Origin of the sequence: Eisenibacter elegans DSM 3317, from assembly GCF_000430505.1 — a bacterium.
In the GTDB taxonomy this organism is placed as follows: Bacteria; Bacteroidota; Bacteroidia; order Cytophagales; family Microscillaceae; genus Eisenibacter; species Eisenibacter elegans.
In genome coordinates this window covers 1-20,847 of sequence record NZ_AUMD01000012.1, presented here as the reverse complement: position 1 = coordinate 20,847, position 20,847 = coordinate 1, and the positions used below count along the sequence as shown (strand labels likewise).

18 protein-coding genes and 1 rRNA gene are annotated in these 20,847 nt (G+C 47.2%); 14 read left to right on the top strand and 5 right to left on the bottom strand.

Annotation, left to right across the window (positions count from 1 at the left end; genetic code table 11):
• Nucleotides 1-134 precede the first annotated feature (134 nt).
• Entirely contained in the window at nt 135-2,051 is a 1,917-nt protein-coding gene (locus G499_RS0103650) for a tetratricopeptide repeat protein (RefSeq protein ID WP_026998819.1), read from the bottom strand.
• A gap of 137 nt (nt 2,052-2,188) precedes the next feature.
• On the opposite strand from G499_RS0103650, the gene G499_RS0103645 reads away from it, so the two are divergent.
• On the top strand, nt 2,189-2,410 hold the full coding sequence (locus G499_RS0103645) for a PspC domain-containing protein (protein ID WP_026998818.1): 222 nt from the start codon (nt 2,189-2,191) through the stop codon (nt 2,408-2,410).
• 53 nt (nt 2,411-2,463) lie between these two features.
• On the opposite strand, the gene G499_RS0103640 is transcribed toward G499_RS0103645, so the two are convergent.
• The gene (locus G499_RS0103640) at nt 2,464-3,951 is read right to left on the bottom strand and encodes an amidase (protein WP_035726546.1); all 1,488 of its coding nucleotides are present in this window, start codon (nt 3,949-3,951) and stop codon (nt 2,464-2,466) included.
• Between the two features lie 218 nt (nt 3,952-4,169).
• Between G499_RS0103640 and ccoN the strand changes: the two genes are divergently transcribed.
• The 8 genes from ccoN to G499_RS0103600 all read left to right on the top strand — a co-directional run bounded on the left by ccoN (nt 4,170) and on the right by G499_RS0103600 (nt 11,367).
• On the top strand, nt 4,170-6,353 hold the full coding sequence (gene ccoN, locus G499_RS0103635; RefSeq protein ID WP_051295881.1) for a cytochrome-c oxidase, cbb3-type subunit I: 2,184 nt from the start codon (nt 4,170-4,172) through the stop codon (nt 6,351-6,353).
• Between the two features lie 57 nt (nt 6,354-6,410).
• Entirely contained in the window at nt 6,411-6,623 is a 213-nt protein-coding gene (locus G499_RS18600; RefSeq protein ID WP_161627688.1) for a CcoQ/FixQ family Cbb3-type cytochrome c oxidase assembly chaperone, read from the top strand.
• Nucleotides 6,624-6,653: 30 nt separating this feature from the next.
• The gene (locus G499_RS0103625) at nt 6,654-7,571 is read left to right on the top strand and encodes a cbb3-type cytochrome c oxidase N-terminal domain-containing protein (RefSeq protein ID WP_026998815.1); all 918 of its coding nucleotides are present in this window, start codon (nt 6,654-6,656) and stop codon (nt 7,569-7,571) included.
• Between the two features lie 103 nt (nt 7,572-7,674).
• Nucleotides 7,675-9,114 (top strand): cytochrome c oxidase accessory protein CcoG, encoded by a 1,440-nt coding sequence (gene ccoG / locus G499_RS0103620; protein ID WP_026998814.1) that lies wholly within the window; start codon nt 7,675-7,677, stop codon nt 9,112-9,114.
• Nucleotides 9,115-9,156: 42 nt separating this feature from the next.
• Nucleotides 9,157-9,582, top strand: a complete 426-nt coding sequence (locus G499_RS0103615; RefSeq protein WP_026998813.1) for a FixH family protein — start codon at nt 9,157-9,159, stop codon at nt 9,580-9,582.
• Between the two features lie 180 nt (nt 9,583-9,762).
• Nucleotides 9,763-10,506: a sulfite exporter TauE/SafE family protein gene (locus tag G499_RS18595; protein WP_051295880.1), complete on the top strand. Its 744-nt coding sequence runs from the start codon at nt 9,763-9,765 to the stop codon at nt 10,504-10,506.
• Between the two features lie 95 nt (nt 10,507-10,601).
• Nucleotides 10,602-11,129: a DUF2480 family protein gene (locus G499_RS0103605; RefSeq protein ID WP_026998812.1), complete on the top strand. Its 528-nt coding sequence runs from the start codon at nt 10,602-10,604 to the stop codon at nt 11,127-11,129.
• 4 nt (nt 11,130-11,133) lie between these two features.
• On the top strand, nt 11,134-11,367 hold the full coding sequence (locus G499_RS0103600) for a hypothetical protein (RefSeq protein WP_026998811.1): 234 nt from the start codon (nt 11,134-11,136) through the stop codon (nt 11,365-11,367).
• A 6-nt stretch (nt 11,368-11,373) separates the two neighbouring features.
• Here the strand turns inward: G499_RS0103600 and mtaB are convergent, their stop codons facing one another.
• Nucleotides 11,374-12,699, bottom strand: a complete 1,326-nt coding sequence (gene mtaB, locus G499_RS0103595) for a tRNA (N(6)-L-threonylcarbamoyladenosine(37)-C(2))-methylthiotransferase MtaB (RefSeq protein WP_026998810.1) — start codon at nt 12,697-12,699, stop codon at nt 11,374-11,376.
• Nucleotides 12,700-13,250: 551 nt separating this feature from the next.
• Between mtaB and G499_RS18585 the strand changes: the two genes are divergently transcribed.
• From G499_RS18585 to G499_RS0103570, 3 genes are all read left to right on the top strand, one after another.
• Nucleotides 13,251-16,052 (top strand): TonB-dependent receptor, encoded by a 2,802-nt coding sequence (locus tag G499_RS18585; protein WP_051295879.1) that lies wholly within the window; start codon nt 13,251-13,253, stop codon nt 16,050-16,052.
• Between the two features lie 466 nt (nt 16,053-16,518).
• Nucleotides 16,519-17,394: a methylenetetrahydrofolate reductase [NAD(P)H] gene (metF, locus tag G499_RS0103575; RefSeq protein ID WP_211231580.1), complete on the top strand. Its 876-nt coding sequence runs from the start codon at nt 16,519-16,521 to the stop codon at nt 17,392-17,394.
• 111 nt (nt 17,395-17,505) lie between these two features.
• Entirely contained in the window at nt 17,506-18,222 is a 717-nt protein-coding gene (locus G499_RS0103570) for an FkbM family methyltransferase (RefSeq protein WP_026998807.1), read from the top strand.
• A 114-nt stretch (nt 18,223-18,336) separates the two neighbouring features.
• Here G499_RS0103570 and G499_RS0103565 read toward each other — a convergent pair whose 3' ends face one another.
• The gene (locus tag G499_RS0103565) at nt 18,337-18,684 is read right to left on the bottom strand and encodes a hypothetical protein (protein ID WP_026998806.1); all 348 of its coding nucleotides are present in this window, start codon (nt 18,682-18,684) and stop codon (nt 18,337-18,339) included.
• Between the two features lie 401 nt (nt 18,685-19,085).
• Here G499_RS0103565 and mtgA point away from each other — a divergent pair, with 401 nt between their 5' ends.
• Both mtgA and G499_RS0103555 read left to right on the top strand, forming a co-directional pair.
• Entirely contained in the window at nt 19,086-19,838 is a 753-nt protein-coding gene (mtgA, locus tag G499_RS0103560; RefSeq protein ID WP_081413626.1) for a monofunctional biosynthetic peptidoglycan transglycosylase, read from the top strand.
• Nucleotides 19,839-19,977: 139 nt separating this feature from the next.
• Nucleotides 19,978-20,367, top strand: a complete 390-nt coding sequence (locus G499_RS0103555) for a lipocalin family protein (protein WP_026998804.1) — start codon at nt 19,978-19,980, stop codon at nt 20,365-20,367.
• A gap of 281 nt (nt 20,368-20,648) precedes the next feature.
• Here G499_RS0103555 and rrf read toward each other — a convergent pair.
• Nucleotides 20,649-20,761: ribosomal RNA gene (gene rrf / locus G499_RS0103550) — 5S ribosomal RNA — on the bottom strand.
• Nucleotides 20,762-20,847: the final 86 nt, after the last annotated feature.

Here is a 20,847-nt window from a genome sequence, read left to right as displayed (position 1 = left end):
TAACAAAGGGTAATGAGATTCATTAAAGACTGTACGCCTTATTCTTACGCAAAAAGCGTAGGCGGGTTGCTTTTACATGAAAAAAGCCTGCACAAAGGCAGGCTTTTTTAGCATTTTATAGCGTTGGGCTATGCTTATTTCACGGCGTTGGTGAAAGCAGAGCCAGTACGCACGCTGTAGAATACAGGGTCTTTTACGGCCTTGTCTTTCCACATGCTATCTTTAGCAATAGCCATGCCTAGGAATTTGCCCATATCTTCGAGCTTGTTCTCTTTCAAGGCTACGATGGCAAGCATATAGTATACCTCACCGTCTTTGTCATATTGCTTAGAAGCAGCGTTGAAATCGTTAGCAGCACCAGCGAAGTCTTTGTGTTGCAAAAGCTTAGCCAAACCACTGTTGAAGTTGTTCACGTAGTTTTTGTCTGCTTGGTTCAAAGAAGCGATAGCTTCGTTGTACTTGTTATCGTCGCGCATAGAAGCAGCTTTGATAGCAAAGTAAGCCTCAGCACCTTTGAGTTTCTTGGCCAATGAGCCAGATCCACCCATTTTGACAGCTTTATCAAGGTGTTCTTTAGCTTTAGCAACATCACCTTTCATGAAGTATACGTTAGCCAAGTTGTAGTGAGTTTCAGCTGTTTCTTTTTTGCCAGCAGCTTGCTTCAGAGCGTTTTCAGCTTTGTCTACGCTACCAGTGTTACCAGTGATGGCGGCGTGCTCAAGGTAAGTAGCGCCCAAGTTGTTGTATACCTTATGAGAAGGATACTTCTTAGCACCAGCTTCCAAGATAGCAGCGCGTTGCTCACGGTCAGCAGTGTTTTCAGCTACGAACAAGAACTCGGCTTCGCTCATCTGCTCAGCTTCTTTCTCGCCTTTTACGATAGCAGCAGCCAAAGGAGCAAGCTCTTCGAGTGAACGAGTACCTTTAGTCATTGATACGTCTACACGAGCGTAACGCATGTAAGGATACACTTCGTTTTCGAGTACGCTGTAGTAGTCTTTTTGAGACAATTGACGCTCTTTTTCTACGAAGTTGCCATCACCGTCAACGATAGAGATGATTTCTTGCTTCTGATCAGCAGTCAAAGTGCCATTCTTGTTGACCATTGTTTTGAACTCAGGCCAAGTAGCATCCAAAGACTTAGGATCGATTTTGAAGCCTGCTACATATTTAGAAAGATCTTCTTTCTTGTAGTTGTATAGGCGAAGTTTCTCAACGAAGCTGTCTACCATGTTCTTCGCACGGTTTTGTGCTAGGTTGGTGTTTACAGTTTCGCTGCCTTCAGGTGAGTGAGAGCTAGTACCTGTAGCAGAGAATGGAGGAATGTTGCCCGGCTTCAAGAAGAGGTCGATTACTTCCATGGTTTTTTCGTTTTCCATGAAGCTCTTCTTAGCTTGAGCAACCCCTTTCTCATAGTCGAGACGTACAGGAGTGCTAGAAGATTCTTCTACATAACCGTGGTCGAAGAAAGCAAATGGGCTTTCACCAGTACCATCATAAGGGTTTTTAGAAGGGTCTTTCACGTGCAAAGCGCTAGTTACGATACCGCGCACAGTGTTAGGTGCGGGGATACGGATAGCCTGCTTGCCGTCCTCTGAAGGGAAGCTTTTGGTTTTGCCGTTTTTCTTGTTTTTGCCAACTCCTTTAAACCAAAGACCACCTCTTTCGAATTCGTCTTTGTACTGGAAGCTAAACTGCTTAGACTCTGAAGGCTGATCTTTTGTGCCGGCATATTTGTCGCCATCAAAAGTAACTGCGCCGATTTTGAGTTCTTTGCTGTCTTCTGTTCCATCAGCTTGTGCATCGATGTCACCGGCACGATAGTATACTTCCATCGTGTACTCAGTGTTTTTCTTCATCATCGAAGTAGGAAGCTTAGCTGTCATGGTGAAAGGCACAGTAGTACCATGCAATTCGAGTGGGTTTGGATCAGCTTTCAGGTCAGAATCCTTAGCGAGCTTAATCATCCCAGAGAGTGGATCACAGCTAGTTGCCCAGACTGTAGAGCCAAGGATGGCAAGGCCTAGTACAATGTTTTTGCTTTGACTCATAAAACTTGAATGTTTTGTTGAATTACGTTTGAACTTCGACGCAATTTTACCACAAATATTTTGCAAAGAAAAAAAAATCGGTGCTTATTTGTGAGACTCTTGGTTTTTTTTGTACCAGTATCCTATCAAAACACAACATGAAGCGAGTACAACTATTTTTAGAATGGCAGGCCTTTGGGGTTTGTACGCGGTTGGCGGAGAAGATGCGGCTGAGTACCTCTAGCGTTCGTGTTTTTTTTATTTATAGCTCTTTTCTGACCCTAGGTTCGCCGGTTTTGGTGTATTTGGGCTTAGCTTTTTTGATGAATATGCGCCAACATTGGCGCAAGCGCCACAATCCTGTGGTGTGGGAATGGTAAGCAAAAGCGAGGCTATCGCTTTTGCTTGGGAAGCTATTTCAGCCTAAGCAGTACTATATTTTCGGCATACGATGTAGCCAAGGCTGCTGTTTTTCGAGCTGGGCAGCTACCTGAAGGAGTAAGGTTTCTTGCCCTATGGCAGCGGTGAGCATGGTGCCTACAGGCAGCTGCGCCTCATTCCAATAGAGGGGCACAGAGGCGGCGGGCTGCCCGGTCATATTGGCAATGGGCGTATAGGGCATTTGCCCGAAAACTTTTTCGGCCAACTTATCTACTGCCCCTTGTTTTTTGGCCAAACCAACCATCCCTAGGTTTTTGAGTGTTTTGAGCAGGGTATTTTCTGTTGTTGTATTTTGTAATGCGCCAATAGGGAATGGCGGCGAGGCCATCGTTGGGGTAAGGAGCAGGTCATACTGTCGATGAAAATCAGCCATTTGGCGGCTCAAATGATTCCAAGCACGCTTTTGTACGACATATTCTCTAGCCGAGTAGTATTTGCCCAAAGCTCCCAACAACCACGTATTGAGCTCTACGTCTTGAGTGGTTACTTTTCGGCCAAGGTGTTGCTCTAGTTCGGCAATGTCGCCGGCGGTTTCCCCAATAATCATCGCCACAAACACCTGTGTAAGCGCTTCCTTAGGATAGGGGAGTGGTACTTCGGTCAGGGTATGGCCGAGGTCTTTGAGCATGGCGACGGTGTGTTGTATGGCGGCTACACAGTCGGGATTGACCTCATGACCGAGGGTGTGTTGGGTGCTGTAGGCAATGTGTAGCTTGCCGGGGTGCTCATCGAGTGAGGTCAAAAAAGACTTGGCCGGGGGCTGTATCAGGTAGGGGTCGCCACTGACGCTGCCGTGTACGGCATCCAAAAAAGCAGCACTGTCGCGCACAGAGCGCGCCACACAACCTTCGACAACAGCACCGGCCCACATCTCCCCAAAATATGGGCCCATAGAGATGCGCCCACGGCTGGGCTTGAGGCCAAAAAGCCCACAGAATGCCGCCGGAATGCGGATAGAGCCACCACCATCGCTAGCAGTGGCCAAAGGCGCTATTCCGGCAGCCACGGCAGCTGCCGAGCCACCACTGCTACCTCCGGGAGAGTGAGCCGTATTCCAAGGGTTGCGCGTAGGGCCATAGGCTGCCGGCTCTGTGTAGGGGGTCAGGCCAAATTCTGGCGTATTGGTTTTACCTAAAAATATAAACCCTGCTTCCCGCAGCCGATTTGTGAAATAACTATCTCCTTTGGATACAAAATCCGCATATCCTTTACTCCCTGTTTTGAGGGGGTATCCGGCCACGTGAATTCCTAAATCTTTGATTAAAAACGGTACTCCGGCAAATGGTGCTGTAGGCTGTAGTGCCTGTAGCTGGCGCTCGGCCTCGGCATACATAGGCGTAATGACTGCATTCAATCTGGGATTTACGGCTTCGAGGCGAGCAACAGCTAACTCCAATAAGCTTTGCGCACTTACTGCGCCTTGGCGAACTAGCGCCGCCAGCCCAAGCGCGTCATGTTGGCGATATTCTTCAAATTTCATAGTAGGATTTTTAATGATTTAAAAAAATAACCCTTGACCCTCCTTCTATCCAGCGATATGAAGCCAAGGTCGCTGCTCAAGTTAGTCAAATCTGAACAATTGACGACAATTTACTACCGAACCTGACTTTTGTCATTTGAAGCCTTTGGCGGAGGGCTTACCTTTATGACATTAAAGTAGAAAACCTTCCTGCATTACCTAACATAGACAACCGAATTATGCACGAATCCACCCAAACTTCCGCTGTAACCCAAACAGCACCCCCTGTGGGGCAGATGGAGCAGTTTTACTACGACAACCGAATCGTAAGGTTATTTATGATAGCCAGTATCGTTTTTGGTGTCGTGGGGATGTTGGTCGGTATTATCATAGCAATTCAGCTATTTTACCCTCCGCTCAACTTGGGTATCCCCTACACAAGCTTTGGGCGCTTGCGCCCCCTACACACCAATGCGGTCATCTTTGCCTTTGTGGGCAATGCAATGTTTGCCGGGGTGTATTATTCGATGCAGCGCCTGCTCAAAACACGGATGTTTAGCGATATGCTGAGTTATATCCATTTCTGGGGCTGGCAGCTGATTATCCTAGCGGCAGCCATCACCCTACCCTTGGGCTATACAACCAGCCACGAATATGCCGAGCTGGAGTGGCCTATTGATATTGCCATCACGCTGATTTGGGTGGTGTTTGGTATCAACATGATGGGAACCATCTTCCGCCGCCGCGAGCGCCATATGTATGTCGCCATTTGGTTTTATATCGCCACCTTCGTAACAGTAGCCGTGTTGCATATTGTCAACTCTGTGGAATTACCTATTGGCTTTATGAAGAGTTACTACTGGTATGCAGGGGTGCAGGATGCTCTGGTACAATGGTGGTATGGACACAATGCGGTGGCATTTTTCTTGACTACGCCTTTTTTAGGGTTGATGTATTATTTCTTGCCTAAGGCTGCCAACCGCCCGGTATACTCTTACCGCCTGTCGATTGTCCACTTCTGGTCGTTGATTTTCATCTATATCTGGGCTGGTCCTCACCACTTGCTCTATACTTCGCTGCCCGACTGGGCTCAGAGCCTCGGCACGGTCTTCTCTGTTATGCTCATTGCGCCCTCTTGGGGCGGAATGCTCAACGGGTTGTTGACCTTGCGTGGCGCTTGGGACAGAGTGCGCGAAGACCCTATCTTGAAGTTTATGGTGGTGGCCGTAACGGCCTACGGAATGGCCACTTTTGAGGGGCCGATGCTCTCTCTCAAAAACGTAAACGCCATTGCTCACTTTACTGACTGGATTATAGCCCACGTACACGTAGGTGGTTTGGGCTGGAATGGCTTCCTGATTTTCGGGATGGTCTATTGGTTGGTACCCAAGATGTGGAAAACACAACTCTACTCACGCAACTTGGCCAATGCCCACTTCTGGATTGGCACCCTAGGTATCATCTTCTACGCCCTACCTCTCTACGTAGCCGGCTTTACCCAAAGCTTGATGTGGAAAGACTTTACGCCTGATGGCTATTTGGTCAATGGTAACTTCCTACAAACAGTTACCGAAATTCTGCCAATGTATATGTTGCGCGCCTTAGGTGGTATTTTGTATCTCTCAGGGGTATTCTTGATGATTTATAACGTCTGGAAAACAGCCTCTGCTGGAAGTTTTGTAGCCAATGAGGCTGCTGAAGCTCCAGCGCTGGTAAAGGTACAATACACAGAAGGCGGATGGCACAGCTTCTTGGAGCGTAATGCGGCGCTATTCACAGCCCTGACCCTGATTACGGTGCTCATTGGCGGGATTGTACAACTCGTGCCTACGTTCTTGGTACAGTCTAATGTACCGACCATCGCCTCTGTAAAGCCTTACACACCACTAGAGCTTGAAGGCCGCGACCTCTACATCCGTGAGGGTTGTGTGGGTTGTCACTCGCAAATGGTACGTCCCTTCCGCTCCGAAACTGAGCGCTACGGGGAGTATTCCAAGGCCGGAGAGTTTGTCTATGACCACCCGTTCTTGTGGGGCTCTAAGCGTACTGGGCCTGACCTCCACCGCGAAGGCGGCGTACGTAGTGACTCTTGGCACTACTACCATATGCTCGAACCTACCTCTATGTCGCCGGGCTCTATTATGCCGGCCTACCCTTGGATGATTACCCAAAGCTACAATGCAGATGATATTGCCAAGAAAATCCGTGCGATGCAGACCCTAGGGGTGCCTTACTCCGCCGGCTATGACCAACAGGCCAAGGCTGATATGCTCAAACAAGCAGAGGAAATTGTAGCCCGACTGGCACAAGAGACCGAAGGACGCATCAAAACAACCCCTGACAAGGAGATTGTAGCGCTCATCGCTTACCTACAACGCTTGGGGACAGACATCAAGGCCAAGCCCGAAGAAGAAACCAAGTAAGTCTTCAGATACCCAAACAGGGCTGCCTCAATGGGGCAGCCCACAACCCCCAAGCCTATGAAATTCCGACATTATTTGGAGCGCATTCAAGATGTAGAAATCTTCCCCCTACTAGGGCTGCTGTTGTTTTTTGGTTTTTTTGTGGCTATGCTGGCTTGGCTATGGCTAATGAAAAAAGAGCGTTTTGAGGAGTGGAGCGAGTTACCTCTCGAAAAACATCACGAAGGCCTGCCTTATACTCCCTCGCCCCAAAACAACGCAAGCAATTGACGAAACTGTTTCGAACATTAACAAAACACCATGAAACCTAACTTATTTTCACTCACCGGCCTAAGCTTGTTTGGCCTGCTGCTTACCACACTGCCCACCCGGGCAATGAGCGTCGAGCCTGCCACAAGCGCCGCCCCCACCCTAAGCACCAACGAAATGATGCTCCTGCTGGCGATGAGCTTGGTCATTGTTGTTGCGATACTGGTGCTGATAGTAGCCTTGTATGCAGTGGTGATTATTCACAAACTTCTACAAAAACAAAACCCTGACTACTCGGCAGCCAACCCCTCCCTTTTGGGCAGCCTATGGACGAGTATCGACCGACAGCTTACCGATGCTGTACCTATTGAGCAAGAGCATACCATCGTATTAGACCATAATTACGACGGCATCCGCGAGCTCGACAATCACCTCCCGCCCTGGTGGGTCTACCTGTTTTATGTCAGCCTGGCGTTTTCATTGGTGTATATCGCCGTGTTCCATATCTTCGATGTCTTCCCCCTACAAGACAAAGAGTATGAGCAGCAAATGGCGCAAGCCAAGGTGGCCGTAGAGGCTTATAAGGCACAAATGGCTAACAATATCGATGAGAGCAATGTGGAGTTGATAAAAGATGCCGATGTATTGGCCAATGCCAAGAGCATTTATGACGAAGAATGCGCCACTTGCCACGGTATCGCCGGAGAAGGGGGCGTAGGCCCGAACCTCACCGACGAATACTGGTTACACGGTGGAAGCATTCAGGATGTCTTCAAAACCATCAAATATGGAGTGCCTAGCAAAGGAATGATTGCTTGGGAGAAAAAGCTCAAGCCCGACGAGATGCAAGCCATTGCTTCGTATATCCTGACACTACAGGGCACAAATCCGCCCAATGCCAAAGACCCACAAGGGGAAAAATATACCCCAGAAGCAGCAGACGATGCTGAAAAAATCAGTATGAAGTAAGCGTCAACAAACGCTGTTTGATACACACCTCCAAGATTCCCCCCTTGGAGGTATCTTTCTCTCCACACACACTCTCTCTCATTTCTCTTTTCTCAAAAGCCTCATGGATACACTCGAAGAAATCATCAATGAAGAGGCCTACCGCGACAGCATAGCCACGGTCGACCAAGATGGCAAACGCATCTGGATTTACCCCCGAAAACCCAAAGGGTATTTCCACAATTGGCGTAAATGGGTTACTGCTGTGCTGCTGGCGGTGTTTTTTATCACACCGCTCCTCAAAGTCAATGGGCATCCTGTGATGATGTTCAATATCTTTGAGCGCACCTTTATCTTCTTCGGGCGGGTATTTACTCCCCACGACTTCTACCTTGTAGCCATTGGCGGCATTACCTTCTTCGTCTTCATCATCTTGTTTACGGTAGCTTTTGGCCGTATTTGGTGTGGTTGGGCTTGCCCACAAACCCTGTTTATGGAGATGGTATTCCGCAAGATTGAGTATTGGATAGAAGGCGATGCCAACCAACAACGTAAGCTCAATGCACGCCCTTGGGATGCAGACAAAATCTTGCGAAAAACCGCCAAACAGGTCATATTCGTGGCCTTTTCGCTCCTGATTGCCCATACGGCGATGGCCTATCTCATAGGACTAGACAAGACGCTGGAGATTATCTCCCGCCCTCCTAGCGAAAACCTGAGTGGCTTTATCGGCCTGATGGCCTTTACCTTTGTTTTCTACGGTGTGTTTGCCTACCTCCGCGAGCAAGCTTGTATTGCGGTATGCCCTTATGGGCGCTTGCAGGGCGTGTTGCTGGGCAAAGACTCGATTGTCATCAGTTATGATACTGTGCGTGGCGAGCCACGTGGCAAGCTACGCCGCAAGGCTAAGGTCGAAAACCAACGCCCGCTCACCATCGAGGATTTGGTTCGACCCGAAGGCGATTGTATCGATTGTGGGCTGTGCGTGCAGGTGTGCCCCACAGGCATCGATATCCGCAACGGTACGCAGCTGGAGTGTGTCAACTGCACCGCCTGTATTGATGCTTGTGACACGGTGATGGAAAAAATTGACAAGCCCACCGGCTTGATTCGCTATGCTTCTTACAATGAGATTGTAAGCGGTAAAAAATTCCGCTTTACCCCTCGCCTAATGGCTTATACTGCCGTGCTGGTGTTATTGCTGGGGGTTTTGGGTAGTTTGCTCATTCAGCGCAGCCCTATCCAATCGACCATCTTGCGTGTGCCGGGGGCGCTCTTCCAAGAAGCCAAGGACGGACAGATTACCAACATCTACCAAATTCACGTAACCAACAACTTGTTTGAGGATAAAACCGTCTCTCTACGGCTCAAAGACATACAAGGGACGATTACCATTGCCTCAGGCAGCCTTACAGCAGAGGCAAGTAGTACCACCTCAGGGGTGTTTGTGGTCAGTATTCCGGCTACAGCGCTCCAACAGATGAAGACCAACATCACAATGGAGGTCATAGTAGATGGGGAGGTCATTCAAACCAAATCGACTACTTTCATCGGCCCTATGTAGGGCAACCTAAAATCAAATACCCACTTAAACTGTCGTTATACTATGAACTGGGGATATAAAATAGCACTGCTCTACAGCAGCTTTGTCATACTTATTCTGACGATGGTGTTTATGTCGTTCAAACACGAAGTAAACCTTGTAGCACCCGACTATTACCGCCAAGAACTGGGCTTTCAGTCAGAGATTGACAAGCGCCAAAATGTACTCAACCTTGGTAAGGACATCGAAATCACACAAGAGGGCGGCTACCTACAGCTACGGTTTCCGTTTGCAGACGTGGAGGGTGAAATCTACTTGATACGCCCCACCGGCGCTAGAGATGACCTCCGCCTGCCCATTGGCACGGATGAGCACGGAATGCAAGTCATCCCGCTCGAAACGTTGGCCAAAGGGGTCTGGCGCATTAAGATTGACTGGCAAGCCAAGGAAACGGCCTATCTCTCGGAGCAAAAACTTGAGCTAAAATAAAGGACTTAGTGTAGGCGTGCTTGTGTCCGAAGGATGCGGGCGCAAGCTATACGATAGCGTCCCTGTATCTCGCAGCTGTATTTTCACACAGCCCTAAACAGGCTGGGCGGGGAAGCCGCAAAAATCGCAGCCAACCTACAAAATCATACTCCATACTTTCTAACCCATACTCAGAAAAAGATGCTTATTTTCTCAGGCTTTTTTGTTGGTTTATTGGGCGGGCTGCACTGTATCGGGATGTGCGGGCCGATTGCTTTGGCGCTGCCTGTGGGCTCACCAGTGTTTTGGGATTTGCTCAAAGCACGGCTGCTCTACAACTTGGGCCGTGTACTAAGCTATGCCTTTTTGGGGGTATTGGTGGGGCTGTTGGGGCGCGGGCTAGCGCTGGGGCTTTCGCAACAAAGCCTGTCGCTATTGATTGGCGGGGGGATACTCTTGGGGTGGTTGTTGCCGGGTGTTTGGAAAAAACTGCCTGCTCCTCCGGTCTGGGTCAATGCGCCCCTTCAGGAACTTAAAAAACTGATGGCCAAACAACTGCGACAACACCACGGCAGCAGTATGTTTGTGATTGGCATCCTGAATGGATTTTTGCCCTGTGGCCTGGTTTACTTAGCCTTGGCAGGCGCTATCGCCACGGGCAGTTGGTGGGGCGGGGCGGCATATATGGCACTTTTTGGCATAGGCACCATCCCGATGATGCTCTTGGCCTCCTTTGGTGGCAGCTTGGTGCCGCTCTCGTGGCGCAAGCAGGTATACCGCAAAGCTTTGCCTAGCTTTATGCTGGTTTTCGGTCTCTGGTTGATTGTGCGAGGGATGAATTTGGGCATTCCTTACCTCAGCCCGCGCTTGGTACAACACGAAAACCACCAAACAATGGAGTGCTGTGAGCGCTCCGAGGGCATTACGATTACAGAAACAGAATAAGCGCCAACTAATCAGCAGGGATATTTGTTGTTCAAGGCAGTGGGTGCATCCAAGAGCATCCCTTGTCTCACAGCTTCAACAAATTTTCTCGATATATGATAACTTCCGAAGAACCGATTGTGAATAGAGTGGCCGGCAGTGGCCTGATTACCCTAGACCTCGCTGACTTTTACCCGGAAGGGGAGCGTGTGTTGCTCGACCTCAAAGGACAGCTGTTTCAGGAAATGATTTTGCGGGAGAAAGACTTTCGCGCCTTTGTCAAAGAACACCCTTGGGCTGACTATGCGGGCAAGCATGTGGCTATTACCTGTAGTGTAGAGGCCATTATTCCGGCTTGGGCCTATATGTTGGTCAGCACAGCGCTTGCGCCCTATGCCACCACCCTGATAGTGGGAGATATGGAAGCTTTAGAGCTGACCCTCTTCCGCCAAGCCTTGGCACAGCTCGACTTGGTGGGGCTAGAAGGCCAAAAAGTAGTGGTGAAAGGATGTGGAAAATTGCCCATTCCTCCGGCTGCCTATGCCGAAGTCAGCCGTTTGTTGCAGCCTGTGGCCGACAGCCTGATGTATGGTGAGCCTTGCAGTACTGTACCCATTTACAAGCGTAAGAAAAATAAAGCTTAGCCTGATGGTGGCCGAGATTGTATTCCATACAGGCCAACTAAAAGCCCTGCTCTCGCTCTTAGTGCTGGGGGCAGGGCTTTGGTTGCTTTACAAAGCATATCTACACGTGGCATTGCGCGATGTGTCAGAAGACCGTAACATCGGTCAACGCCCATTTTTTGATGCGGAGGGCTTTCGAGAGAAGTACTTACGCCCTTCTAAACCTACCGATGACGAACAACTGCCACGACGCGACTGACAACAGCTAGCCGTGTGTTACGAATACTGTTTCGGGTTCTTCAATCTCTACAAGCATCTGCTCGTTGATGTGTACCAACTGTACCGGCTTCAGTTCATTGACCAATACGGGATCATATTTGGCCGTTACACGGATGTAGTTTTCGGTAAAGCCTTGCATCTGCCCTTGGGCATCTACTTCGTGCTCGAATAACACGGTATGGGTGTTGCCAAGGTGCTGCTCATAAAAATACCGCCGCTTTTTGTCCGACAGGATGTGCAGCATTTTGGAGCGCTCATTACGTTCGGAAATCGGCACTACCGGCTTTATTTCGAGCGCCTTGGTATTGTCGCGCTCGGAGTAAGTAAACACGTGTAGATAAGAGATATCGAGCTCGTTGAGAAACTGGTAGGTGTCCAAAAAGTCTTCTTGGCTTTCGCTAGGGAAACCTACAATCACATCGACCCCGATGCAGGCCTGCGGCATCAGCCTTTTGATGGTGGCCACACGTTCGGCATAGAGACTGCGCTCGTAGCGTCGGTGCATCAGGCGCAAGATACGGTCAGAGCCAGACTGTAGCGGGATGTGAAAATGTGGCACAAATCGCTTCGACCGGGCTACAAACTCGATGATTTCGTCAGAGAGTAGGTTGGGCTCAATAGACGAAATACGGAAGCGCTCGATGCCTTCGACTTGGTCGAGCGCCTGAAGCAAGTCGATAAAACGCTCGACTCTACGGCCATCCTGAATCCCAAAATCACCGGTGTTGACTCCCGTCAACACTACCTCACGCACATCCGACAGTGCTATTTCCTTGGCTTTGGCTACAATGTTGGCGATACTGTCGCTGCGGCTTTTGCCACGGGCTAGGGGGATGGTACAAAAAGAGCAATTATAATTACAGCCATCCTGTACTTTTAGGAAAGTACGAGTCCGGTCACCATAAGAAAAGGCGTGCTCAAAACTATTGGCTGCCTCCAAGCCCTCGGCCAGTACTTGCGCTTGGGGTTTTTTCTCAAAAGTAGGCAATAGCTCTAGCAGACGAAACTTTTCGGCTGCCCCCAACACCGCATCAACGCCGGGAATTTGGGCAATGTTTTCGGGTTTGAGCTGCGCATAACAGCCAATAATGGCCACAAAGGCTTCGGGGGCTATTTTTTGCGCCTCCCGCACCAGCTTGCGGCATTTCTTGTCGGCGTTTTCGGTAACCGAGCAGGTATTGATGATGAAAATATCGGGCTGCTCGTGAAAATCAACCTTTTGAAAGCCTTTTTCCTCAAACTGGCGTGCAATGGTAGATGTTTCTGAATAGTTGAGCTTACAGCCCAAAGTATAGAAAGCGACTCTTTTCATAGCCTGCAAAATTACAAAATAAATTTGAGACAAACCCCGATATGGCTTGCTTGTGAGCCTTTTATACACAATGGAAATTATGCCAAGATTCACGCCACCGGACATTTTCCAAATCCCTCAGTTAAAACTGTGGGTTAAGTTTCATTGTACCCCCAAAATGAGGCATCAGCTTGTTTCGGAGCTGAAACTCCGAGCTACCTTTTCAAAAATATCCAGTGGTGTGGCCGAGATTCACTCGATTTGAGGGATTCAGGGAGCTTGATTTTGATGATTTGGGCTACGGCTGTGTATTGGTTTACTGGTGACACAAAGCCAACACCTCGCTCTTGTTTTCAAAAACAGGCGCACGCTGTTTTATATGGCAAAATGGTATTTGCTGTTGTTTTTTTGATGACTAACCGAAAAACAAACAATTTTTTTTTATAGTTTTTATTGGAATAATAAAATTTTCGTATCTTTCTCATTCAAGAGCCCAAGCGCCTTTTGAGGCACTCCAAGCAAGGGTGCTTGAAACTCAAACCAAATGTTTTACTAACCAACCAATTTTTATCATGAAACACCTATACGCTATGCTGGTGGTGTGTATCACGCTGCTATGCGTCGGGTTCACGGCTCAGGCTCAGGTAACGGGCAAGCTCGTGGACGAAAACGGGGATCCGCTCATAGGCGCAAACATCGTGGTAGAAGGTACTTTCGTAGGTACTACTACCAACCTAAACGGTGAATTTACCATCCGCCCCGACTTTAGCAAAGGCCAAGTGACCTTGGTCATTTCTTCGGTAGGATACCGCCCTCAACGCATCCAAGTACAACAAGGCCAGCGTGTAGAGCTACAGTTAGAAGTAGCCACCACCATGGCCGATGAAATCATCATCTCCGCCTCACGGGTAGAAGAAGCCGTAATGGAAACTCCCGTAACCATCGAAAAAGTAGGCATCAAACAACTCGAAACCCAAGCCTCTACAGAGCTTTACAGTAGCTTGGCACGCTTCAAAGGCATTGATGTAAACCAATCTAGCTTGTTGATTACGAGCTTGAGTACCCGTGGCTTCAACTCGGCCAAGTCTGAGCGCCTCATCCAAATGGTGGATTATGTCGACTTTATGTCGCCCTCGCTTTCGCTCTACGCCGGTAACCTCGGTGGTATTCCAGAGATCGACATCGAGAGTGTGGACATTATCCACGGCGCTAACTCCTCTCTCTATGGTACGAATGCTTTCAATGGGGTCGTAATTACTAACTCCAAAGACCCCTTCAAATATGAAGGAGCTACCGTATTAGTGCGTGGTGGTGAGCGCAACCTCTTTGAAACACAAATCAGAGTCGCCAAAAAGATTACTGACCGCTTTGCCATCAAGCTTATCGGCTCTTACTATACTGCCACAGATTTTATCGGAGACTTTACCACAGCCCGTAACCGACGTATTGTGCCAACTAATAACCCTGAAGGATCAGTTTTGGGCTATGATGCCATGCACCGCCACGGCAACCTCGCTATTGTAAACCCTAACACAGCAGTCCCTGGTGCCCCTCCTGGAACTACTGTCGGTGCTTTAGGTTTCCAAGGCACTGTATTCACCCCCGGCTTTCGTGAGGCAGACTTGGTAGGAGGAGAAGACTTCAAAGCCACCAGTTCACGCATAGGCGCTTCGCTACACTACTTGATCACGGATAAGATTCAGGTCAATTACCAATACCGCTATGGCGAAGGCTCAGGCATCTACCAAAGCTCCAACCGTTATGCCTGGGAGCGGCTACAGTTCAACTACCATAAGCTAGAAGTAAAAAGCGACAAATGGTTTGTAAGGGCTTACCGCAACGAAGACCGCCCAGGTACTACTTATGACCTCGCCTTCCTCGCTACAGGAATGCAGGCAGAGCAGCCTTACCGTCCGGGAGCAAGTCCGTCTCCGGTTGAGGGGCTGATTTTTCCGGCACTTTCAGCAGCATTAGGGGGGGCTCAAAATGTAACTTATGCCGCAATGTATCAGCAGACTTGGGCAGCTGCTTTTGCCAGCGCACGTAGTCAAGGCCAAACAGTAGATCAAGCCTCTGCTTTTGCCCAACAGCAAACAGCCAATATATTACCTGCCAATAGCAGTGATCCTCGTTTTGCCATCGCCCGTGATGGTGCTCGTAACAACCCTAGAAATTTTGACCCAAGCTTTACCAACAATTCTTGGTTTTGGGATTTCAGCGGGCAGTACCAGTTGCCGATTGAGTTTATGAAAGTCTTGGTAGGGGGTTCTTACCGTACCTTTACCCTAACCTCTCGCGGCACACTCTTTGGCGATGCAGACAACTCTCCTATCGGCAGTGAGGTGCGCAACCAAATTCCAAATTATGAATATGGGGCTTACGCACAACTACAAAAGTCATTTATTGAAGACCGCCTCAAACTCAACTTTTCAGGCCGTGTAGATGCATTCCAGAATTTCGATACCCGCTTTTCGCCTCGCTTCTCGGCAGTATATTCTGTGGGTGCAGACCGCCAACACAACTTCCGCGCAAGCTACGCACAGGCTTTCCGTGCTCCGGCTCAAGTAGACCAATACATCTATCTTGATATCGGTCAGCTTTTGTTGCTGGGCAATATCGGAGAAAATCCTGCACGAGGGTTTACAGGCATTCCTCTAACACAGATTCCAACAGGAAACTTCAATACGACTTTCATACGCCCCCTCGAATTAGAACAGATGAATACTTGGGAGATTGGCTACAAAGGTATCTTGTTTAAGGGCTTCTACATAGACCTGAGCTATTACCGCAGCGACTATACCAACTTCATAGGAACCACACGCTTTGTGGGTCGTGAGGATGGTACAGCGCCTAGTATAGCAGAGTTTGTAGCTATTCAAGCCAACCCCGCCTTGGCTGCCACCGCAGGGCGTAACAGAAGTAGGGCTATGCAAGTATGGCTCAATTCTGATGTACCTGTTACCTCACAAGGATTCCAAGTTGGTGTAGAGTATTATATCAATAAAGCCTTTAACATTGCAACCAACTATACTTGGGCCACCATCAACGATGTGCCAGGTTTGATTTTGGGCTTCAATACTCCCGAACACAAGGTGAACTTTGGGGTAAATGGTGAGCCTTTCAAACGCTTTACCTACAATGTCAATGCGCGATGGATTGATAACTATAACTACTTTATGCCTTTCGACGAAGGCCGTATTGAGTCTTTTACCACTGTAGATGTACAGTTCAACTACCGTGTGCCTAAGTGGTATACTACCTTCCGTGCGGGGGCTACCAACTTATTTGATGCCCAAGCCATTCAAGTATATGGCTCTGCGCCTATCGGACGTATCAGCTATGTAGGTGCAGTATTTGATCTGAACTTCAAATAAGCTTTCTTAACTTGATACCAAACAGCTCTTTCAAATGAAAGGGCTGTTTTTTTATTGCAGACTTCACCTCTTTTGGGCTATATAAGTACCAATGCAAAAATAGCTTGTGTTTGAGTTATTGTACAATATATTGAAAACCAAGTCAGTATATCAACTAAGCACTCAAAACTAAAGATTCATAACTACTTAAGAGTATCCGTAATTGGGTATTTTTGAAAACTATACCAAAATTTACTGAATTTGATTTTCTTGAGGCTTAAAGACTTTCCAACACATCCATTCCCCAAACCAATTTGGATAGCGTTTACCTTAGGTGTGGCTTCGTAGTCGGGCTACATTTCTACAATCTCCAATGGTGTGTGCCGCTGCCCAACAAAGCACACTTGGTCATTTAAAATATCTCTTGTCTATTTTTACAGCCTGTTTTTTTTGTCTACATTTGTTAAGGACTAATTCAATAAGCATCGTGAAAATCAAAGATTTATTTGAAAGCCACTCAAAGACTTTCTCGTTTGAGTTCTTTCCCCCAAAAACCTTCACCGCTACCATCGATTTGGGGATAAACGTGGGGCAACTGATGCGCCTCAACCCCTCTTTTATCTCGGTAACCTATGGAGCCGGTGGCTCTACCCAGACCTCATCGTTTGACTTGCTCGACTATCTGCAAAATAAAATGGGGGTCATCTCTATGGCTCACTATACTTGCGTTGGCGCTTCACGCGAAAAAATCGATGAGGATATGAACTACCTCTACGAACGCGATATCCATAACCTGATGTTGTTGCGTGGAGACCCTCCTAAGGGCCAAGAACAGTTTGTGCATAACCCTAACGGCTTCAACTATGGCAGCGACCTCGTCGCTTATGTCAGCCAACAACAACGCTTCTGTATTGGCGCCGGAGCTTACCCCGAAGGACACGTCGAGGCGGCCAATCTGGCGCAAGATCTACAACATCTCAAGCTTAAAGTAGATGCTGGCGCTGATTTTTTGGTTACGCAGATGTTCTTTGACAACGACTACTACTTCGACTTTGTAGCCAAAGCCCGTCGATTGGGAATTGATGTGCGGATTATTCCGGGTATTATTCCCATTACCAACTACAGCCAAATTCAACGATTTGCCCAACTGAGTGGCGCCAAAATCCCCGAACACATACACGAAGCCCTCAAGCCTTATCAAGATCAACCCGAAAAAATCTACCAAATCGGGATAGACTTGGCCATACAACAATCCGAGGACTTGTTGCGCCGTGGCGCGCCGGGGATACATTTCTATACCCTCAACAAATCGACTGCAACGGTAGATATCTTCGCTTCACTTGACAAAAAGCTGACTGTCTAACGACAACGTGGGAACCAATACCCCTGTCCTGACTTATCCAAAATGCGTACACTCTCCGCCCAGAGAGGTGCGCATTTTTTGAAACCCTCTCTTATACCAAACATTACTTTTATGGGATTTTTAAAAAACTTGCTCCCCACAAGAATATATCGTGCTGTTTTCGATTTTTATCAGGATTATGTTGGAATTACACAAAAAACATACTCGCAAGAAGGGGAGGACCTGATTCTCCAAAAGATATTTGCAACTAAGTCCAAAGGCTTTTATGTGGATGTGGGCGCTTATCATCCCAAAACCTTTTCCAATACCTATCACTTCTACAAAAAAGGCTGGCAAGGAATCAATATCGACCCCAACCCCAACAGTATTCGTAAGTTTAGACGTTTCCGAAAGCGTGATATCAATATCAATATGGGCATTGCCAGTACCAATACACCACTGACTTACTATATGTTTGCGGCTTCTGCACTGAATACATTTTCCGAAAAAGTATACCTAGAGCGCTTAGCCCAAAAAGCTAGCCAATTTCTAGGCACACAAACTATCCCTACGATAGGCTTGGCGCAATTGTTGGAAAAACACTTACCTCAGCACCAACCCATTGATTTTATGAGTATTGATGTAGAAGGCTTAGAAATGCAGGTAATCCAAACCAATGATTGGCAGGTATATAGACCCAAAGTAGTCTTGATAGAAGAATATACAAAAAATCTGACGAGCTTGGATGATTCGGAGGTGTTCCGCTTCTTCAGTGCCAATGGCTACCACTTTTTAGCCAAAACTTACAACACCTTTGTATTCATAGATGCGGCTCTCGCCCCTCAATAATTAGAAAAAACCTTGAAATCAAGGACTTCAAGGTTTTCGGAAATTAAACTAACCTACTATAATCTATCTTCTAAAAACTTGATTCTGTGTACACAAGTTCCTTGAGAAGTTGGTTTATTCTTCAAGGAGATAATATGCTACTTTGTTTTCAAACAAGATGAAGTAGCTATTGGGAGGCAAAATACGAAGATTGCCGCGATTATCCAAAAAGCGCTCCAAAGTTACACTTTCTTTTACGATAACTTTGCCCTCAAGGTTTACTACTTTGACAGTAATCGTTTCTAGTGGCAACACAAAACCCACTTGAGGGATGGGGTCTTCGTATAGGTCATTGAAGTTTACCTCTACTATCAAGGGCTTCTTCTTGCTCTTACCACGGCGCTCAGGGCTTTTGGCTTCAACTACATTACCAAAGGCGAAAAGCAAGGCAAATAGGGCGATGAAAATTTTTGTCGTGTTCATAAGTTATGCAATGATTTGAGTGAATTTCTAATTGATTTTTATACTCCTGTTGTTTAGTATTCGCTAATTATAACGCAAAGGTACGGAAAATTGTTGCAGCCACACAAAATATTATTCTGTCAAACACATCAATGGAGTCTAAAAAGGGGTGATTTACCCTCATGAAATACTAATCTAAAGTTTTAAACAGAATATTATTTTGATTAGCAATTTTAAAGCAGAGATAATTTTTTTAGTGAAATATTGTTAAATTTATGTTACTACAATGCTAGCACTCAAGGCCTAGTATCGGCCCCAAGAGCAAGGAAAAAAATAACGAAACATTGCGAAATCCGTTGTTAGTGATGTATTTTGCCACGCCAATACCTTATCCACCAATAATTGTTTGCCCTACTTCACTTATGAGCGAAGAAACCTCTAACCAAACAGAGTCAAAAAAAGCCCTTTCTGACTCTAAATCAAGGCTTTACCGCCTCTGGATTTTGGGGTTACGCCTCACCATCGGTTTTTTTATTTTGACCATCCTTTGGGTTGTGGTGCTCAAATGGATGCCTATTTATGGCACACCTTTGATGGTAATCCGGAAAATCGAAGCCTATCGCCAAGGTAAGCCCAGTAGCGTGGCTTACCGTTGGGTTGCTTATAATCAAATCTCCGACTTTGCCAAAGTAGCCGTAGTAGCTTCCGAAGACCAACGCTTCCCTCAACACAGCGGCTTTGACTGGGATGCCATCAAACAGGCCATAGAAGACAACAAGCATCGTAAGGTCAAGCGTGGCGCAAGTACCATTAGCCAACAGGTAGCCAAAAACGTATTCTTATGGAATGGGCGCAACTATGTCCGCAAAGGTCTAGAAGCATACTTCACTTTCCTGATAGAGCATATCTGGGGCAAACGGCGCATCCTTGAAGTGTACCTCAATGTAGCCGAAATGGGTGATATGGTTTTTGGTGTGGAGGCAGCTTCACAACAGTATTTCAAAAAATCAGCTGCACAAATCCACGCCACAGAAGCCGCCACATTGGCCGCTATCTTGCCCAGCCCTCGACGTTGGTCAGTATATCCACCATCCATCGTTGTAGCACAACGCCGCAACCACGTGTTGTACCAAATGCAGTTATTAGGTGGTATCTATTATCTCAAATCCCTCTAAGCAATTTTAAAGTTAAATTTCAGGCTCAATAAGCAACTTTCTCCAAATAAATCCCTCTTTAGAGTAGCTAAGACAATTTGCCAAATAATATGTTCCTCTGATTATGAAAAAAGTCCGATTCTATTCACTACCCCTATTCATGCTACTCATCCTTGGCGCTTGTAAAGAAAAAAATACTGACAAGCGTCCATTGCTCTTGCGCAAATGGCATCTTGAAGAAGTCAACTATGTACTGAAAGACAAAGACCTCTCCAAAGAGATTACAGAAGAAGAATTAGAAGAGCAGCGAAAAATCACACAGGAGTACATCGAGTTTATGCTCCTAAACGAAGACAGTACTTACCAAACACGCAACAATGAGGGTACCTGGCAACTAAGCAAAAGCCAAAATACCCTCAAACTCCGCCCAAAAGGCGCAGAGCGAAGCTCTGATGTCAAGATTAAAAAGTTAACCAAATCGCTATTGGTCTTAGAAGACCCCTCTGATTCCACTGTATTACTTAGGCTTTCTTTCAAGGCTGTTGATTAATCATACCCCAAACTTATCAAAACACTAATTGTCTTATTGGCACTTAGTGTTTTGGGTTTTGAAGGCTTCAGCAAACATAGTGGGCTATTACCCCACAGAAATTAGTTTACCCTCCATCTATTTCCCCTCGCTTTCGGGTCTGATATCACGAGCCACCTCAGGTTTTTGGGGTGGCTTTTTTGATTGCCTACGGACTGATGCCCCCCTTCCGGTTTCTCTTGGGAGTTGAACGCAAAAAAGCCTCTCAGATTTGACTCTAAGAGGCTTTTGTGATAATAGTTATCCGGCATCGACCTACTCTTCCACGTTTGACCGCAGTACCATCGGCGCTAAGGGGCTTAACGACTCTGTTCGGAATGGATAAGAGGTGTTCACCCTTGCCATTAACACCGTTTAACTTCCTTTATTGACAACATCAAGCAAACAAAACAACACCGAGCACGCATTCGATTACAACACATCTTAGCCGGATGATACTTC

Excerpts from the sequence above, each read along its gene's own strand:
- ccoG (WP_026998814.1), top strand. The coding sequence starts at position 7,675 with ATGGATACACTCGAAGAAATCATCAATGAAGAGGCCTACCGCGACAGC.
- G499_RS0103555 (WP_026998804.1), top strand. The coding sequence starts at position 19,978 with ATGCTACTCATCCTTGGCGCTTGTAAAGAAAAAAATACTGACAAGCGT.
- G499_RS0103565 (WP_026998806.1), bottom strand. The coding sequence starts at position 18,684 with ATGAACACGACAAAAATTTTCATCGCCCTATTTGCCTTGCTTTTCGCC.
- G499_RS0103625 (WP_026998815.1), top strand. The coding sequence starts at position 6,654 with ATGAAACCTAACTTATTTTCACTCACCGGCCTAAGCTTGTTTGGCCTG.
- G499_RS0103645 (WP_026998818.1), top strand. The coding sequence starts at position 2,189 with ATGAAGCGAGTACAACTATTTTTAGAATGGCAGGCCTTTGGGGTTTGT.
- mtaB (WP_026998810.1), bottom strand. The coding sequence starts at position 12,699 with ATGAAAAGAGTCGCTTTCTATACTTTGGGCTGTAAGCTCAACTATTCA.
- G499_RS0103570 (WP_026998807.1), top strand. The coding sequence starts at position 17,506 with ATGGGATTTTTAAAAAACTTGCTCCCCACAAGAATATATCGTGCTGTT.
- G499_RS18600 (WP_161627688.1), top strand. The coding sequence starts at position 6,411 with ATGAAATTCCGACATTATTTGGAGCGCATTCAAGATGTAGAAATCTTC.
- G499_RS0103615 (WP_026998813.1), top strand. The coding sequence starts at position 9,157 with ATGAACTGGGGATATAAAATAGCACTGCTCTACAGCAGCTTTGTCATA.
- G499_RS0103600 (WP_026998811.1), top strand. The coding sequence starts at position 11,134 with ATGGTGGCCGAGATTGTATTCCATACAGGCCAACTAAAAGCCCTGCTC.
- ccoN (WP_051295881.1), top strand. The coding sequence starts at position 4,170 with ATGCACGAATCCACCCAAACTTCCGCTGTAACCCAAACAGCACCCCCT.
- G499_RS0103640 (WP_035726546.1), bottom strand. The coding sequence starts at position 3,951 with ATGAAATTTGAAGAATATCGCCAACATGACGCGCTTGGGCTGGCGGCG.
- G499_RS18595 (WP_051295880.1), top strand. The coding sequence starts at position 9,763 with ATGCTTATTTTCTCAGGCTTTTTTGTTGGTTTATTGGGCGGGCTGCAC.
- G499_RS0103650 (WP_026998819.1), bottom strand. The coding sequence starts at position 2,051 with ATGAGTCAAAGCAAAAACATTGTACTAGGCCTTGCCATCCTTGGCTCT.
- mtgA (WP_081413626.1), top strand. The coding sequence starts at position 19,086 with ATGAGCGAAGAAACCTCTAACCAAACAGAGTCAAAAAAAGCCCTTTCT.
- G499_RS0103605 (WP_026998812.1), top strand. The coding sequence starts at position 10,602 with ATGATAACTTCCGAAGAACCGATTGTGAATAGAGTGGCCGGCAGTGGC.
- G499_RS18585 (WP_051295879.1), top strand. The coding sequence starts at position 13,251 with ATGAAACACCTATACGCTATGCTGGTGGTGTGTATCACGCTGCTATGC.